Genomic DNA, 14,954 nt, shown 5'->3' with positions numbered 1-14,954 from the left:
GGAGGGCGGCCGCACCCCGCGAATGAGCGGCCCGCAGAGCGTCGCGTCGCCCGTCGGCAGTCGCCAACGGCCCTCCATTAGCGGTACTGTTCAGCTCGACGAAAGGCTCCTCCATGCCCGAAACACCCTCCTCGCCGGTGCTGCGCACCCCCGGGTTCGTCGACGGGCACATCCACCCCGACAAGAGCTCCTGGGGTCTCCCGTGGATCTCGCGGCGACCGGCCGCGACGCTCTCCGCGCTGATCGAGAACGATCGCGCGACGCAGGCAGGGTACGAGACGAGCGTCGAGGACCGCGCCCACGCGCTGCTCTCGCGCGCGCTCGAGCAGGGCACGCTCGCTATGCGCGCGCACGTCGACGTGTCGTCGGAGCTCGGCACGGGGAATGTCGAGGGGGTGCGGGCCGCCGCCGAGCGGCTGCCCGACCTGACCGTGCAGATCGTGGCGTTCCCGCAGTTCGGTCTCCTCACGAATCCGGGCACGCTCGAGGCGATGGCCGCCGCGCTCGATTCGGGGGCGGATCTCGTGGGCGGGATCGATCCCGGCGGGATCGAGGGAGACCTCCACGGTCACCTCGACGCCGTCTTCGGTCTCGCGGATCGTGCGGGGCGCGACCTCGACATCCACCTGCACGACGGCGGCGAGGACGGGCTGGCGCAGATCCGCGAGATCGCCCGCCGCACTCTCGCGGGCGGCAGGCAGGGCCGCGTCACCATCGGACACGCCTTCGCCCTGTGCGATACGACGCTCCCCTCCCTCCAGGAGACGCTCAATCTCGTCGCAGAGGCGGGCATCTGGATCGCGACCTGCGCTCTCGGCCCCGATCCGGTGCCCGACCTCGACCTGCTGGAGCAGCACGGGGTGCGCGTCGTCGCCGGGTCCGACGGGGTGCGCGACGCCTGGAGCCCCTTCGGCACCGGGAGCATGGTCGACCGAGCGCACCTGCTCGCCTACCGCACCGGAGCGCTGACCGATGCCGAGCTCGAGCGGGCTTTCCGCATCGCGTCGATCGACGGCGGGGAGATGCTGGGGCTGCCCGAGATCGCCGAGTGGACCCGGGAGAGCGGCACCCGCCTCGAGTTCGCAGCCGAGAGCGTGGCGCAACTCGTCGCGGATCGGCCCGCACCCCTGCGAGTCCTCCGTGACGGCCGCCCGGTCGCTTGCCGATGACTCGACGACTCGAACAGCCCGCTTCGGCCGACCGCCGCACCGCCCCTGACCGTCGCCAGGGGGTCGCCGCCGGGATCCTGATCCTCGCCGTCGGCCTGAGCGTGGCCGGCCTCCCGGCTTCGCTCCTCGCGCCGACGCTTGCCTCGCGCCCGCGCCTGCGCACCGGACTGATCACCGGGGTCGCGATCCTCTCGGCGATCGGCCTCGCCGGGCTCGCGTTCGGGCCGCTCCCGCTCGCGCCGGTGATGGTCGCGGTGCTCGGGATCGCGCAGAGCGCGGCATTCGGGCTCGGGATCGCGCTCATCGTGTTCACGGCCCCGAGTGCCGCGCAGACCGCGAGTTTCTCGGCCGTCAGCCAGGGCATCGGCTACGCCTTCGCCGCCGCCGGCCCCCTGCTGCTCGGCCTGCTCTCGCAGGCGGGCCTCGAGTGGTCGGCGATCCTCGCGCTGCTCATGCTGGCGGCCGCGTGCGAACTCGGGTTCGGCGTGACGGCGTCGAGGGCGTCGGCGCGCGGATAAACCGCGGCCGGCCTCGCAGGGCGCGAAGGCCGCGGGCCGCCGCCGATGCCCGGCTCAGGCGAGGTCACATCGTGCGCACAGGCGCGGGACACCTCGTCGCCGCGGGGCGCCGGCAGAGGCCGTCACTCCTCTTCGTCTGAGTGCGCGTGCCCCGACTCGATGTGGGTGGCCGGGCCGAGGTGCGAGGCGCCGCCCTCGTCGGTCCACTCGTGGCCGAGCTCATCGTTGCGGGCGGGATCCGACTCGTGATCCGGAACGCGTCGATCCTTGTCGTTCTGCATCGTGACCTCCCTCGTCTCCGGGCCGCCCGGCGAGCCGCCCTTTCCTCCAGGGTACGCGGGCGATGCGGCTTAGGATAGAAAAATGAAGCGTATCCTGACCTACGGCACCTTCGACCTCCTGCACTGGGGGCACATCCGACTCCTCAAGCGGGCGCGCGATCTCGGCGACTACCTCGTGGTGGCGGCCTCGACCGAGGAGTTCAACGCGGGCAAGGGCAAGAAGACCTACCACGACTTCGAGACCCGCAAGAACATGCTCGAGGCCGTGCGCTACGTCGACCTCGTCATTCCCGAGGAGTCGTGGGACCAGAAGATCCGCGACGTGCAGAAGTACGAGATCGATGCGGTCGTGATGGGCGGCGACTGGGAGGGCGACGAGCGCTTCGAGATCCTGCGCCCCTACTGCGAGGTCGTCTACCTCGACCGCACCGAGGGTGTATCGACCACCAAGATCAAACGGGATCTCGGCGTCAACTCGTAAGGCCTCCGGGCCTCCGGAGCGCTCACTCGATCTTTCGCGTGCCCCGGTACACAGATCTGCCGTCGAGCACATGGATACGCCGGAATCCGTGTGCTTGACGGCAGATCCGTGCGCTCCAGGCCAAACCTTCCATTGCGCTTCCCTCTAGGATTGCCGGATCAGCGGGTCTGCTTCACACGGAGGTGACACTGTGCCCGAGCTGCTATTCGACGAGATCAACGGCACCGCCGAAGACATCCGGTCCTGGCAGAACCTCATCTGGGGTTCGAAGCCCGAGTTTCACCACATCGGCATGCCGACCGCCGACCGGTCGTTCACGGCCAGCCTCTCGCGCACCGTTCTCGACCGGGTCAGTACGCACCGCATCAGGGCGTCGACCCGCAAGCACGCGGTCAAGCGCACCGCGGAGCACATCAGGCACACTGCCGAACCGAACTACGTCATGGTCTTCCAGCTCGCCGGGCGCAGCGAGTTCCAGCAGGGTGATTCGCACGCCGTGCTCAGCCCCGGCGACCTCACCATCGCCCGCTCCGGCACCCCTTACTCCTGGCTGCATCCGGGCGACTTCGAGGTGTACATGCTGATCCTGCCCCAGGCGCTCATCGACGCCCCGCCCCGGTCGATGCAGCGCCTCGCCGCTTCGCCGATCCGCGCCGATGGCCCCTTCGGCCAGTGCCTCACCGGGTTCGTCGAGGCACTGGCCCACGATGAGGAGGCCCTGCGCGGCCCATTCGGGCACCGAGCCATGCGAAACCTCGTCGAGGTGGTCTCGACCCGGCTCATCGCAGAGATCGACGCGACCGTTCCCCAGCAGGACCAGCCTTCACTGGCACTGTTCCGCCGCCTCACCGATCACATCTCGGAGAACCTCGGCGACCCCGAGCTGACTCCCGCGTCCGTGGCCCGCTCGAACCACGTGTCCCTGCGCTACGCGCAGGCGATCTTTCAGCACTACGGCGCCTCGATGGCCGCGTGGGTTCGCGAGCGCCGTCTTTCTCGCGTACGGGAAGACCTGGGGGACCCGGCTCAGGAACACCGCGGTATCGGCGTCATCGCGAGCTCGTGGGGCCTCACCGACCAGGCGGCTTTCTCCCGTTCATTCCGTCGAGCCTTCGGTGAGAGCCCCTCACAGTGGCGGGCGCGGGCCCGCCAGGGGCGATAGAGCTCGGAGTCCCACCGGCTGAGGCGAGCCTGCGGCGCCTCACCCCGCAGACACAGTGCCATTGCTGTGCACCGTACGCCCGCCGAGAAGCGTGAGGTCGACCTGCGTCTCCTTGAGCTGTTCGTTGCTGCAGGTCAAGGGATCCCGATCCACCACGATGAGATCCGCATGAGAGCCCGCCTGCAGCGATCCGATTCCCTTCCACCGCATCACCTTGGCGCCGTTGCGCGTCCAGGTGGCGATCGATTCGAGCCGCGAGATGTTCTGAGCCGGCCCCGCGTTGGAGGTGCCGAAGACGCCCTCGTGGGTCTCACCGAAAGCCATGTGCTCCCAGATGTTCTCGGGCCCCCAGTCTGATCCGCACGCCACGTCGAAGCCGAGGTCGATCTCTCGGCGCAGCGGAATCAGGTCGCGCAGCACCTTCGACCCCATGCGCTCCCAGTAGGTCTGCTGTTTGAAGTAGGAGAAGGACATCGAAGTGGTGATGTCGAAGCCCTGATCCCGGAATCTGCGACCGTGCTCCTCACTGAGCGTGTAGGCATGCTGCAGAATATAGTTCTGATCTGCGGTGGATCCGTATTTCTTCTCGGCCTCGAGGATCTGGCGCAGCGTCGTGTCGTGCTCGCGATCCGCCACCGAGATCACGTTGAGACGCATCTTGCGTTCGGCCGCGAAGTCGATCATCAGCTGGCCCTTCCATTCGGGCAGCCACTCGAGACCGTTCGTCCATGCGCCGTAGGCGTTCCGGTAGTTGCGATCGAAGATCTGCGGCCCAGGGCCGAGTGGACCGCCGCGGGTCGCAAGGAGGCCCTCCACTCTGAAGTAGTCGTCGGTGAGCTCCTGCAGGTCGTAGAGCTTGGCAAGCCGCTCGAGCAGTTCGTCCTCGCTCAGCGCAACCGAGTCTGCGAGACCGTGCGGTTCGCCGTCGGGGGTGCACAGCACGCGGAGGGTGAGGGATCCCGCAGCCCGGTGCATCCGGTACACGTCGATCGTGCCGAAGTCCATCATGTGCCCCTCGAAGATGCTGGTCACCCCGAAGGAGTTGGCTGCTCGCATGCCCTCGATGACGCCCTCCACGAAATCCTCGCCTGTGATCAAGGCAATCCGAGCGAGTACGGAGTCCCACCAGGGCTCATTGTTGTAGTAGTTGTTCACGGCACCTGAGAAACGGCCCGTCGGTTCTCCGGCTGCGTCCTTCTCGATGAACACCCGCCCCACCTGGTCGGGGGTGTTGCGGGAGACCTGGATGTTCCAGAGCCCGCGGGTGTTGAACACCGTCGTGTTCGGGTTCACCGGGGCCCACGCCTGGATCCACACCGGGTGATCCGGAGCTGCGGAGTCGAGGATCTCTCGCGTCGGCAGTTCACCCTCGGAGAGGTCCCGCCATGAGCGGCGCAGGAAGTAGTGGGGCTCGCCGATGGGCGAGCACCGGATCCACTCCCCCTTCGGCGTCTTCGCCGCAGCCTCGCGGATCCGCTCCACGATGTCATTCCAGTCACGGCAGTCGAACAGGTCGACGACCGAGTGCTTGAACGCCGCCCAGCTCAGCAGGTGCGGGTGGGTGTCGACGATGCCCGGCATGATGGTGCGTCCGTCGAGGGAGACCCGCTCCGCGTCGGAGCCCGCGAGGCTGCGCATCTCATCCTCGGAGCCTGTGGCCACCACTCGCCCGTCGCGCATCACGAGCGACTCGTGCACCGAGTCGCTCGGATCCATCGTGACGACCTGCGTATCCGTGAACACGGTCGCTCGATTCCGATCTGTTCCGATTTCCGGCATGGCACTCCTCTCCTCCTCTGCCCCTCGTCCGGGACGACATCCTTGGAAGAGAGTCTGGTGCGGGAGAGGCCGCGAGGATTAGCGCCGGGCGCATCAGGAGTTGGCCAAAAGCGCACTGAATGCGCTGCAGCTCCCCAGCTCTGGGGCGCCAGCAGCGCACGCGTGAGCCAGCACTGGGTGCCAGCAGCGCCCGAGCACGCCTCACCCCGGCGCACAGATCTGCCGTCGAACACATGGAAACGCCGGAATCCGTGTGCTCGACGGCAGATCTGCGCGCGAAGGGCCGACGAAGGGCGGCGTCCCCCTACAGCACCTTCGAGAGGAACGCCTTCGTGCGCTCCCGCTGCGGGTTGCTGAGCACCTCGACGGGATCGCCCGACTCCACGACCACGCCGCCGTCCATGAAGACGAGCTGGTCGGCGACCTCGCGGGCGAAGCCCATCTCGTGGGTCACCACGATCATGGTCATCCCGCTCTCGGCGAGCCCCTTCATCACGTCGAGCACCTCACCCACGAGCTCGGGGTCGAGCGCCGAGGTCGGCTCGTCGAAGAGCATCAGCTTCGGCTCCATGGCCAGCGCGCGAGCGATCGCTACCCGCTGCTGCTGGCCGCCCGATAGGTGCGCCGGGTAGTAATCGTGTCTCTCGGCGAGACCCACGCGGGCCAGCAGCTCCATCGCTCGTGCCTTGAGCGCGGTCTTGCCGCCCTTCTTCAGCAGGGTCGGCGCCAGCATCACGTTCTCGAGCGCGGTCAGGTGCGGGAAGAGGTTGAAGCGCTGGAACACCATGCCGATGTCGCGGCGCTGCTCCGCGGCCTCGCGCGGGTGCATCTCGTAGAGCTTGTCGCCCTTCTGGCGGTACCCGACGAGTTCGCCGTCGACCGAGAGCCGGCCCGCGTTGACGGTCTCGAGGTGATTGATGCACCTGAGGAACGTCGACTTGCCCGATCCCGACGGCCCCACGAGGCACAGTACCTCGCCGCGCTGCACCTCCAGGGAGATGGACTTCAGCACGAGGTTCGAGCCGTACGACTTCGAGACGGCCTCCGCCTTCACCATGGGCGTACCGGTCGCGTGCGCGCTCATGCGCCACCTCCTGGACGATTGTGCGGAGGCACGATGTTCTCGCCGCCGCCCGCACTCGGGTACGTGGGTTTCGCGTCGGCGCCGTCCCGGCCTCCGGTCTCACCCACGACGCCGATCGCCGCGGTCTCGACCGTCGGCTTCATCACGTCGGGTCGCTGGGCGACACCCTTCGCGAAGTGCCGCTCGAGGTAGTACTGGCCCACCATCAGGATCGACGTCACCGCGAGGTACCAGATGGACGCCACGATGAGCATGGGCACCGGCTGGTAGGTCACGGCCGAGATGTCCTTGGCGCGGCCGTACAGGTCGAGCGTGAAGGGCACGGCCGTGACGAGCGAGGTGGTCTTCAGCATCGAGATGACCTCGTTGCCGGTCGGCGGGATGATCACGCGCATCGCTTGCGGCAGCACCACACGGCTCATGGTGTGCCACCAGCCGAGCCCGAGTGCGGTCGCGGCCTCGTCCTGCCCCTTGTCGACCGAGAGCAGCCCGGCGCGTACGATCTCGGCCATGTACGCCGCCTCGTTGAGCGCGAGGCCGATCACTGCCAGCGTGAAGTAGTTCAGCAGATCCTTCGTCGTGAACGAGGTGACGGCCTCGGTGAAGGGGATCCCGAGCTCGATCGTCTTGTAGATGACCGGCATGAGACCCCAGAACGTGAGCTGCACGTACACCGGGGTGCCGCGGAACAGCCACAGGTACACCCACGCGACGGACCTCACGACGGGATTCGGCGACTGGCGCATGACCGCCATCGCGACACCGAGCACGATGGCGATGATCATCGAGTAGACGGTGAGCTGCAGCGTGTACCCGGCACCGATGACGATGCGCTCGTCGAAGAGGTACTTGCCGACCTCGGCCCAGTTGTAGACGGGTCGGTTGAACGCGGTGTCGTACAGGAACAGCGCAGCGATCAGCACGAGCACCACCGCGAACACGCTGCGCCACGGGTGCCTCAGGCGTATCGCCTGGATCTGCTCGGGTTCCGTCACGCGGGTCCCCCCGGAGACGGAACCGTCGGAATTCTGCATGTTCATGACGAGGATCAGGCGGAGCCGGCGTTGATCGTGGCCTCGGTCAGCGCGCCCGCTTCGATGCCCGCGTCGGTCAGGATCTCGAGGTACGTGCCGTCGTCGATGAGCGACTGCAGCGCGGCCTGCACGGCCTTCGTGGTGTCGCTGTCCTTCTGCGTCGCGAAGCCGTATGGCGCCGCGTCGAAGACGTCGCCGACGGTCTCGAGCTGATCCGAGAGCTTGGCCACCGCGTCGCCGGTCACCGGCAGGTCGGCCGAGAAGGCGTCGGCGCGGCCGTCGACCACGGCCTGCGTCGCCTCGGGCTGGCCGTCGAAGCGCAGGATCTCGATCGCGTCCTTGCCCGCGTCCGTGCAGGCCTTCGACTTCGCCGGCAGCTCCTCGGTGTCCTGCACGGTCGTGGCCTGCACCGCGATCGTCAACCCGCAGGCGTCATCGGGGTTCACGTCCGACCCGACGGGCGCCGCCCACTGCGTGCCCGCGTTCAGGAAGTTGACGAAGTCGACGGACTTCTGACGCTCGAGGGTGTCGGTGAAGGACGACGAGCCCATGTCGAGGGCCCCCTCCTGGATACGCGGGATGATGCTGTCGAAGCCGAGGATCTCCCACTCGGGATCGAGGCCGAGCTTGGCCGAGACGGCCTCCGCGAGCTCGACGCCCCATCCGGTGGGGTTGCCGTCGGCGTCCTTGTACTCGTTCGGCGGGTACTCGGCGTCGGTGCCGATGCGCAACACGCCCGAGTCCTTGAGCTCGTCGGGCAGCAGATCGACGGCCGCCTGGTCGGGGGCGATGTCTGCCGGGGCCGAGGTACTTCCCCCGCCTTGACCACCGCCCTCAGACTCGGCGTTGTTGACGCAGCCCGTGAGCGTGAGCAGAGCAGCCGCGGCGATGGCGGGAACTGCATAGCGAATCTTCATCGATTCCTCCAAATGACGGATGGCCGAGGGGTGCCCGGCGTTCGAACTCGATCCGAGTGTACTGCCCCGATGTATCGAGCGGATCACAGGGTCTCTAGGCGGCTCCAGAGCCGGGCTGGAGCGCTCATCTCCGCCGCGTCTTTCCGCGGGACCCGACGATAAAACACTGATGTAACATTCGGGTTAAGCTGTCTATCGGGGGAGCCGACAGGAAGTGAGCGGTGTCCAGAGGTCGAAGCGCGGGGGCGCTTCGCCTCAGATACCCTGGCGCGAAAGGGAATCACGCTGTGCTTGGCGACCCCCGACCCGATGCTGCAGTACCGGTCGATGTCCCGGGTCAACTGCGACGGGAGCGACTGCTCTCGCAGATCGAGAACGGCGGCCGCGTCGTGGTGGTGCACGCCGAGGGAGGCGCGGGCAAGACGGCGCTCATCGCGCGATGGGCTCGAGAGCACCGCGATACCGCGGTCGCCTGGGTGACGCTCGACGAGGGCATCATCGACGCCCGCGGCTTCTGGCTGCGCACCTTCGCAGCACTCAGAGCCGCGGCCCCGGAGGTGTTTCAGCGCATCTTCGACGGCTACCTCAGCGGCTTCATCTCCCCCGATGACGCTCCCGCCGTACTGGCCTCGACGGTGCTGCGCACCGAATCCCAGGTGGTGCTCGTGCTCGATGATCTCCACCTGGCCGAGGATGCGCTGCAGGATCAGCTCGTCTCCCTCATGCGCATCGCGTCACCGCTGCGCATCATCGCCTCGACCAGACACCGCACACGGTTCGAGGCGCCGCTGACCTCGACCGCCATCGACACCACCGTCATCGATTCCGCAGAGCTCGCGTTCACGAGCGACGAACTCGCGCAGCTCGCCTCCGCCCTGCCGTATCCGGCCACGAAGGGCGAACTCACGGTGCTCGAGCGCATGACCCGCGGCCACTCCCTCGCCGTGCGGCTCTCGCTCTCGGTGATGGAGGGGCTCTCGGCTGACGGCTCCCGCAGGCCCGAGCTCGACGAGGTCGAGCGCGGCATCGCATCGGTGCTCACCGATTTCACGCCGCGCTTCGACGACCCTGCGAAGGAAGCGCTTGCACTCGCCATCTCCCTGTGCCCCGAGATCGACGAGCCCCTCGCACGCCGGTTAGACCCCACTGACCAGGGTTGGAGGCTAGTCGAGGCCCTGGAGGATCGGGGGCTCGGACGCGTCGCGATCCGCCGCGGCCGGCCCGTCTTCCTCATGCACGCCCTCATCATCTCGGCCCTCAGGCAACGGGCGGTGCAGGAGCTGGGTGCCGAACGCGTCACCGAGGTGCGCCGCATCGCCTACGAGCATCTGCGCGACCTCGCAGACCCCATCGAGACGCTCGGGATGCTCATCGAAGGGGAAATGGACGGCCTGGTCTTCCCCCACTTCGCGCGCTACTTCTCCGAGCTCAGCCAGTTCCGCTCGGCAGAGCTCATCGCGCTGCTGAACCCGCTTCCCACCGAGCGTCTCCAGCGCAACGGCGAACTGCCGCTAGCCCTCTCGATCGCGCTCAGCGAGAGCGCGATCGTTCCCACTCAGCACATCCGGCAGCTCCTGCGCATCGGCCTCACCGAACTCTCACGACGGCCGATCCCCGCGGGCAGCGCCGAAGAGCTGTTCGCAGCGCTGGCCAGATTCGGTGGCATGCGGGTGAGCCGCAACTACGACGAGGCCGCACGCGCCGGCGAGGAATTCGTACGGCTCGTCGCGAGGGCGAAGGACCTCTCGGCCGAGCCCTGGCTCTACGCCGGCACCCTGCAGCTGGTGATCACGGCGCTGCTCGCCCACCGGATCCCACGCGTGCTCGAACTCGCTCAGGGGATGGAGGGGGATCCGCACCCCGGCCGCCCGTTCCACACGCACTCGATACTCTCGTTCACCCGCGCCTACACCGGCGACATGGTGGGCGCCGAGCGCGAGATCGCGATGGTCTGCACATCACCTTGGAAGTGCTGGGAGGGGTCGCTCTACGCCGTCGGATGGCATCTCTCGAGCGCGCTCACCGCTCTGAACCGCGGAGACGGCGGCACGGCGCTCGAGACTCTGCAGCCGGTCGCGAAGCGGCTCGAGGAGTTCGAGCAGTGGTCCACGATCACCTGGACGCGAGGGGTCGTGAGGCTGCTCAGCGGCGAGGCCGCGCGGGGTCTCGAAGAGCTGGAGGCGACCCGCGATTCCCTGAGCTCGTTCCCACTGAGCTCGGGCTGGGCCGAGGAGCTGCGCACGCTGCACGCCGATCTGCTGATGGCGGCCGGGGATCTGCCGCGCGCCCGCACCGTGCTGACCCATCGCGGCGAGGCTCCCGTCACCCTGCTCGCGCGGGCTCGACTCGCGCTGCTCTCGGCGCAGCCGCAGGAGGCCGCCGCGCTGCTCGACAGGATCCGCACCCACGATCTCTTCCCCTCGCATCAGGCTCAGCACCTGCTGCTGAGCGCTGCGGCGCACGCCAGGCTCGGCGAGGCCGGGTACGCGGGCACGCTCGTGGAGCAAGCCTTGTACACCCTCGATCGCACCCGCAACCGGCTGCCGCTCTCGTGGGTGCCCGCGGTGGATCTGCGGGTGCTGCGCACACTCGTGCCCGAGGAGATCTGGATCGAGCCCGTCGGCACGCCGTTCGAGACCGAGGCGGAAACCTTCGAGAAGCTCTCCAAGCGGGAGACGCTGGTGCTCCTCGAATTGGCGACCCAGGCGTCGAACGAGGAGATCGCGAATGCCCTCCACGTCTCCGTGAACACGATCAAGTCGCAGACGCGCAGCATCTACCGCAAGCTGCGGGTGTCGTCCCGCGCCGACGCGCTGGGACGGGCGCGGCAGATCGGCCTGCTCTAGCGATCCGACGGCCGCTACCCCAGATGGCCGTCGACCGCTGTCGCGAGCACTCGGGCTTCGGCGAGCGCTTCTGGATCGGCCGTGCGCGGATCCACGTCGAGCACCGCGAAGTCGGCGCGCAGCCCGGGCGCGAGCGCGCCGATCTCGTGCTCGCTGCGCAGCTGCCAGGCGGCGTTCGAGGTGTGGGCGCGCAGGGCGTCGAGGCGGGTCACGCCCGTGCCCCCGCCGAGGCGTCTGCCCGTGCGCGAGATGCGGGTCTCCGCCACGGCCATGTTGCGCAGCGGCTCGTACGGCGTCACCGTGCCGTCGTTGTGGAAGGTGGCGCGGTGCCCCGCCGCGAAAGCCGCCCCCGCGTCGGCCCAGGCCGATCCGCGTTCCCCGAACAGGTCGTCGACCAGCACGTCGCCCCAATAGGTGATGTGGTCGACGAAGAGGCTGACCGTCACGCCGAGCGAGGCCGCGCGGCGGAACTGGGCCGGGGTCATGAGCCCGCAGTGCTCCACGCGGAAGCGGTGGTCGCGCAGTTCGAGCCGACGGATCAGTTCCTCGTAGGCGTCGAGCGTACTGTCGATGGCGACATCGCCGTGCGAGTGGCACGCGAGCTGCCACCCGTCGCCCGCGTACTGCGATCCGATCTCGATGAGCTGCTCGGTCGTGTAGTTCGCCCGCCCGATGTGGCCGGGCTCGAGTCCGATGCCGCGGGTGACGGGGTTGTCGAGGTACGGGAAGGAGGTGGCGATGTTGCCCACCCACGGCGATCCGTCGCTCCACACCTTGATGCCGGTCTGCCGCACCCAGGCGTCGCCGTTCTCGAGCGGGGCGGTCGCGGTCGCACCGGGGCGCGACATCTCGTAGCCGCGCACCCGCACGGGCAGGCTGCCGGCCTCGCGCAGCCCGGCGTAGAGCGGGCCGAGCTCGGAGGTCCAGGTGAGGTCTGCGACGGTGGTGATGCCTCGCCGACGCACGTCGGCGAGGTGCTCGGCCATGCGCTGCGGAAGCCGCGCCCGGGCGGCGGCCATGACCGGGCCGGCGATCCTCATCACCGCAGCGGCCTCGTAGGCGACGCCACTCAGTTCGCCCGCCGCGTCGCGACCGAACGAAGCACCCGCCGGGTCGGGAGTGCCGCGGTCGATGCCCGCCTCGCGCGCCGCGGCCGTGTTGAAGTAGGCGGAGTGCAGCGAGTTGTGCACGATGACGAGCGGGGTGTCGCCCGCGACCGCGTCGAGTTCTGCACGATCGGGCGGGGTGAGGCCGCGCTGCAGCAGCGGATCCCAGCCGTTGGCGAGCACCCGCGCGGGGCCGGCGGCGAGCGCAGCCCTGATGCTGCTCCACACCGCATCGGCGCTGCCGAGCGTGACGGGCCTGATGTCGATCACGCCGTCGCCGAGCAGCTGGGCGGCCTCGGAGGGGTGACCATGGGGCTCGATGAGGCCCGGGACCGCCCACCCCTCGCCGAGGTCGATACGACGGGCGCCGACGGGCGCGGGAACCTCGTCGCGCGATCCGACCGCCGTGATGCGGCCGTTCTCGACGAGCATGGCCTCGGGGGCGGATGCGGGATCGGCCGCGGCTCCCGGCTCCTCCGCGATGCAGGCGAGGTCGGTGCGCACGAAGCGCCCGGTGATGTGCAGAGCGCCGGATCCGGCCATGTTCGTGTCCTCTCGTCAGGCCGCACGGCCCTTCGACATTTGTATCGGGTCGCGGCACCTCGCGGAAGCCGAACCGGCGGCTTCGCGCCCGATTTCACCCGGCTCGCGTCGGGAGCCCCGGCCGGCCCCGCCATTGACAGGCCCCGCCGTATCCACGAGTATCGGCAGTGTCGACGGAACCCCGCGCGCGAGACGTTCACGGACGCTCGCAGCATCCGCCGCGATCAGCTCGAACCCGACGTGGAGGTCGCAGTCATGAAGAAGCTCATCAATGATCCGGCGGATGTGCTCGCCGACGCGCTCAGGGGCCTGGACCGGGCTCACCCGGAACTCGCCGTCGACCACGAGAACCGCGTGATCTATCGCAGCGAGCCGAAGGAGCAGGGCAAGGTCGCACTGCTCTCGGGCGGCGGATCGGGCCACGAGCCCCTGCACGGCGGCTTCGTGGGCCTCGGCATGCTCGATGCGGCCTGCGCGGGCGAGATGTTCACCTCCCCCACTCCCGACCAGGTGGTCGCGGCGACGAAGGGCGCGGACCGCGGCGCGGGAGTGCTGCACATCGTGAAGAACTACACGGGCGACGTGATGAACTTCGAGATGGCCGCGGAGATCGCCGCTGCCGAGACCGGGGTGGAGGTCGCGACGGTGATCGTCGCCGACGACGTCGCGGTGCAGGATTCGCTGTACACCGCCGGTCGCCGCGGCGTAGGGCTGACCGTGCTCATGGAGAAGATCGTGGGGGCGGCGGCCGAGGAGGGGCAGGATCTCGCAGCGGTCACCGCTCTCGCCGAGAAACTCAACGAGCGGGGGCGGTCGATGGGCATGGCGCTCACCAGTTGCACCGTACCCGCGGCGGGCAAGCCGACCTTCGACCTCCCCGAGAACGAGATCGAGATGGGCGTCGGCATCCACGGCGAGCCCGGGCGCAAGCGCGTGCCGCTCGCCCCCGCGTCCGAGATCGCGGCGCAGCTGGTCGAGCCGATCCTCGCCGACCGCGACTTCACCGGCGAGCCCGTCATCGTGATGCTCAACGGCATGGGCGGCACCCCGCTCAGCGAGCTGCACCTCATGTACGGCGAGGTGGCCGAGCTGCTCGACCGTGCCGGCGTGACCGTGGCCCGCACCCTCGTGGGCGACTACATCACCTCTCTCGACATGGCCGGCTGCTCGGTCACGCTGCTCTCGGCCGACGACGAGATCCTGCGCCTCTGGGATGCGCCGGTGCGCACGCCCGGGCTGCGCTGGCTGGCGTAGAGCCGGCCGCGGGCCGCGTCTCGACACGGGACCGGATCCTGATCCAGGTCGCGGCCGCCATTCGCGATCCGCGCCCCGACACTCCGTTCTCCGACCGCTCGCACCACCGAAAGGCATCATGACCGACACCATCACCATCGACGCCCTCACCCGCTGGCTCACCGGCTTCGCCGAGCGGGCCGCCGAGCAGCGCGAGTATCTCACCGAACTCGACTCCGCGATCGGCGACGCCGATCACGGCGCCAATATGGCTCGCGGCATGGGTGCCGTGGTCGAGAAGATCGGGCAGGATCCCGCGGCCACCGTCGACGCCCTGCTCAAGACGACGGGCATGACGCTCGTCTCGTCGGTCGGCGGCGCGAGCGGACCCCTCTACGGCACCTTCTTCCTGCGCATGGGAGCGAAAGCCGGCGCCGTCACGGAGCTGGACGCCGCGGGCCTGGGCGCGGCGCTGCGGGCGGGCTACGAGGGAATCCTGCAGCGCGGCAAGGCCGAGCCTGGCGACAAGACCATGATCGACGCCCTGCTCCCCGCGCTCGACGCCTACGACGCGGCGGCGGGATCCGGATCGCTCGCAGACGCGCTGAAGGCGGCGAGCGCGGCGGCCGCCGAGGGACGCGACGCCACCGAGCCGCTCGTCGCGCGCAAGGGCAGGGCGAGCTACCTCGGCGACCGGTCGGCAGGGCACATCGACCCGGGCAGCGCGTCGACCGCGCTGCTCTTCGAGGCTCTGGCCGCGGCGGCCTGAGCGGCCCGTCGGCGATCTGCGGTACCTGCCTC

At 69.0% G+C, this 14,954-nt stretch carries 13 protein-coding genes; 7 read left to right on the top strand and 6 right to left on the bottom strand.

The features are described 5' to 3' along the window. The first annotated feature begins 113 nt into the window (after positions 1–113). On the top strand, positions 114–1,169 hold the full coding sequence (locus AC0KXF_RS06760; RefSeq protein ID WP_473108441.1) for an amidohydrolase family protein: 1,056 nt from the start codon (positions 114–116) through the stop codon (positions 1,167–1,169). Continuing rightward, entirely contained in the window at positions 1,166–1,687 is a 522-nt protein-coding gene (locus tag AC0KXF_RS06755) for a hypothetical protein (RefSeq protein ID WP_473108440.1), read from the top strand. The genes AC0KXF_RS06760 and AC0KXF_RS06755 overlap by 4 nt, the downstream gene beginning before the upstream one ends. Positions 1,688–1,809: 122 nt before the next feature. On the opposite strand, the gene AC0KXF_RS06750 is transcribed toward AC0KXF_RS06755, so the two are convergent. After that, positions 1,810–1,968: a hypothetical protein gene (locus AC0KXF_RS06750; RefSeq protein ID WP_473108439.1), complete on the bottom strand. Its 159-nt coding sequence runs from the start codon at positions 1,966–1,968 to the stop codon at positions 1,810–1,812. 82 nt (positions 1,969–2,050) lie between these two features. Here AC0KXF_RS06750 and tagD point away from each other — a divergent pair, with 82 nt between their 5' ends. Together tagD and AC0KXF_RS06740 are read left to right on the top strand one after the other, a co-directional pair. Beyond that, positions 2,051–2,449, top strand: a complete 399-nt coding sequence (gene tagD / locus AC0KXF_RS06745; protein WP_223042771.1) for a glycerol-3-phosphate cytidylyltransferase — start codon at positions 2,051–2,053, stop codon at positions 2,447–2,449. Positions 2,450–2,639: 190 nt separating this feature from the next. Continuing rightward, the gene (locus tag AC0KXF_RS06740; RefSeq protein ID WP_473108438.1) at positions 2,640–3,611 is read left to right on the top strand and encodes an AraC-like ligand-binding domain-containing protein; all 972 of its coding nucleotides are present in this window, start codon (positions 2,640–2,642) and stop codon (positions 3,609–3,611) included. A 39-nt stretch (positions 3,612–3,650) separates the two neighbouring features. Here AC0KXF_RS06740 and AC0KXF_RS06735 read toward each other — a convergent pair whose 3' ends face one another. From AC0KXF_RS06735 to AC0KXF_RS06720, 4 genes are all read right to left on the bottom strand, one after another. After that, positions 3,651–5,390 (bottom strand): amidohydrolase, encoded by a 1,740-nt coding sequence (locus tag AC0KXF_RS06735; RefSeq protein ID WP_473108437.1) that lies wholly within the window; start codon positions 5,388–5,390, stop codon positions 3,651–3,653. A 304-nt stretch (positions 5,391–5,694) separates the two neighbouring features. Further along, complete coding sequence (locus AC0KXF_RS06730) at positions 5,695–6,474, bottom strand: amino acid ABC transporter ATP-binding protein (RefSeq protein ID WP_305069207.1); 780 nt, start codon at positions 6,472–6,474, stop codon at positions 5,695–5,697. After that, complete coding sequence (locus AC0KXF_RS06725; protein ID WP_473108627.1) at positions 6,471–7,508, bottom strand: amino acid ABC transporter permease; 1,038 nt, start codon at positions 7,506–7,508, stop codon at positions 6,471–6,473. Before AC0KXF_RS06725 ends, AC0KXF_RS06730 begins: the two co-directional genes overlap by 4 nt. A gap of 14 nt (positions 7,509–7,522) precedes the next feature. Then, on the bottom strand, positions 7,523–8,425 hold the full coding sequence (locus tag AC0KXF_RS06720; protein ID WP_223042769.1) for an ABC transporter substrate-binding protein: 903 nt from the start codon (positions 8,423–8,425) through the stop codon (positions 7,523–7,525). A gap of 287 nt (positions 8,426–8,712) precedes the next feature. On the opposite strand from AC0KXF_RS06720, the gene AC0KXF_RS06715 reads away from it, so the two are divergent. Beyond that, entirely contained in the window at positions 8,713–11,271 is a 2,559-nt protein-coding gene (locus AC0KXF_RS06715) for a LuxR C-terminal-related transcriptional regulator (protein WP_473108436.1), read from the top strand. Positions 11,272–11,285: 14 nt separating this feature from the next. On the opposite strand, the gene AC0KXF_RS06710 is transcribed toward AC0KXF_RS06715, so the two are convergent. Beyond that, entirely contained in the window at positions 11,286–12,920 is a 1,635-nt protein-coding gene (locus AC0KXF_RS06710; protein ID WP_473108435.1) for an amidohydrolase, read from the bottom strand. A 255-nt stretch (positions 12,921–13,175) separates the two neighbouring features. Between AC0KXF_RS06710 and dhaK the strand changes: the two genes are divergently transcribed. Together dhaK and dhaL are read left to right on the top strand one after the other, a co-directional pair. Beyond that, positions 13,176–14,174 (top strand): dihydroxyacetone kinase subunit DhaK, encoded by a 999-nt coding sequence (gene dhaK / locus AC0KXF_RS06705; protein WP_473108434.1) that lies wholly within the window; start codon positions 13,176–13,178, stop codon positions 14,172–14,174. A gap of 118 nt (positions 14,175–14,292) precedes the next feature. Next, on the top strand, positions 14,293–14,922 hold the full coding sequence (gene dhaL / locus AC0KXF_RS06700) for a dihydroxyacetone kinase subunit DhaL (protein ID WP_473108433.1): 630 nt from the start codon (positions 14,293–14,295) through the stop codon (positions 14,920–14,922). Positions 14,923–14,954: the final 32 nt, after the last annotated feature.

The organism is Leucobacter holotrichiae (genome assembly GCF_055791005.1).
The sequence above is the reverse complement of the archived record's forward strand: the minus strand, read 5'-3'. Positions and strand labels throughout refer to the sequence as shown.

Coding starts and splice junctions, on each gene's coding strand:
- AC0KXF_RS06760 (WP_473108441.1), top strand. CDS start 114: ATGCCCGAAACACCCTCCTCGCCGGTGCTGCGCACCCCCGGGTTCGTC.
- AC0KXF_RS06755 (WP_473108440.1), top strand. CDS start 1,166: ATGACTCGACGACTCGAACAGCCCGCTTCGGCCGACCGCCGCACCGCC.
- AC0KXF_RS06750 (WP_473108439.1), bottom strand. CDS start 1,968: ATGCAGAACGACAAGGATCGACGCGTTCCGGATCACGAGTCGGATCCC.
- tagD (WP_223042771.1), top strand. CDS start 2,051: ATGAAGCGTATCCTGACCTACGGCACCTTCGACCTCCTGCACTGGGGG.
- AC0KXF_RS06735 (WP_473108437.1), bottom strand. CDS start 5,390: ATGCCGGAAATCGGAACAGATCGGAATCGAGCGACCGTGTTCACGGAT.
- AC0KXF_RS06730 (WP_305069207.1), bottom strand. CDS start 6,474: ATGAGCGCGCACGCGACCGGTACGCCCATGGTGAAGGCGGAGGCCGTC.
- AC0KXF_RS06725 (WP_473108627.1), bottom strand. CDS start 7,508: ATGCAGAATTCCGACGGTTCCGTCTCCGGGGGGACCCGCGTGACGGAA.
- AC0KXF_RS06720 (WP_223042769.1), bottom strand. CDS start 8,425: ATGAAGATTCGCTATGCAGTTCCCGCCATCGCCGCGGCTGCTCTGCTC.
- AC0KXF_RS06710 (WP_473108435.1), bottom strand. CDS start 12,920: ATGGCCGGATCCGGCGCTCTGCACATCACCGGGCGCTTCGTGCGCACC.
- dhaK (WP_473108434.1), top strand. CDS start 13,176: ATGAAGAAGCTCATCAATGATCCGGCGGATGTGCTCGCCGACGCGCTC.
- dhaL (WP_473108433.1), top strand. CDS start 14,293: ATGACCGACACCATCACCATCGACGCCCTCACCCGCTGGCTCACCGGC.